The sequence below is a fragment of the Gluconobacter sp. P1D12_c genome (assembly GCF_018812105.1).
GTDB classification, from domain to species: domain Bacteria; phylum Pseudomonadota; class Alphaproteobacteria; order Acetobacterales; family Acetobacteraceae; genus Gluconobacter; species Gluconobacter oxydans_A.
Genome location: NZ_JACSIQ010000879.1, coordinates 1 through 358 on the forward strand (window position 1 = coordinate 1; position 358 = coordinate 358).

Sequence of the window (358 nt, forward strand, 5' to 3'; positions counted from 1 at the left end):
GTCGGATGGCTTTACAAGCACTTTACGACTCAGCATATCAAAATGTGCGAATTTATAACTCATGACAACGATCCAAAAAATTTCTCGCAAATCGTTGAGAGTCTGCTTTTACAATCATCAGACGTACAATTTTCCAAATCTAAATTATCGATACTAGAATACAAACCATCCTTGTCACAATCTTCTAAATCTTTAACCCAAAGGCGTATCTCATCTTTATTGTCATTAACAAAAACACACTCGTAACAAAAATCATCCTCGTCATCGTTCAAATATTCGTTGAATCTTAAAAAACCATATCCCCTGCTTTCTATGTAATCCAAAAACAAAGAAGAATGCGAAGGAAGACAACGCAAAT

Annotated in this window: 1 protein-coding gene; it reads right to left on the reverse strand. The window is 34.6% G+C overall.

Annotated features, from left to right (window positions below):
* Positions 1–59: 59 nt before the first annotated feature.
* Positions 60–358, reverse strand: a 299-nt coding sequence (locus KP705_RS19620) for a hypothetical protein (RefSeq protein ID WP_215765525.1), incomplete at its 5' end; no start/stop codon positions are given.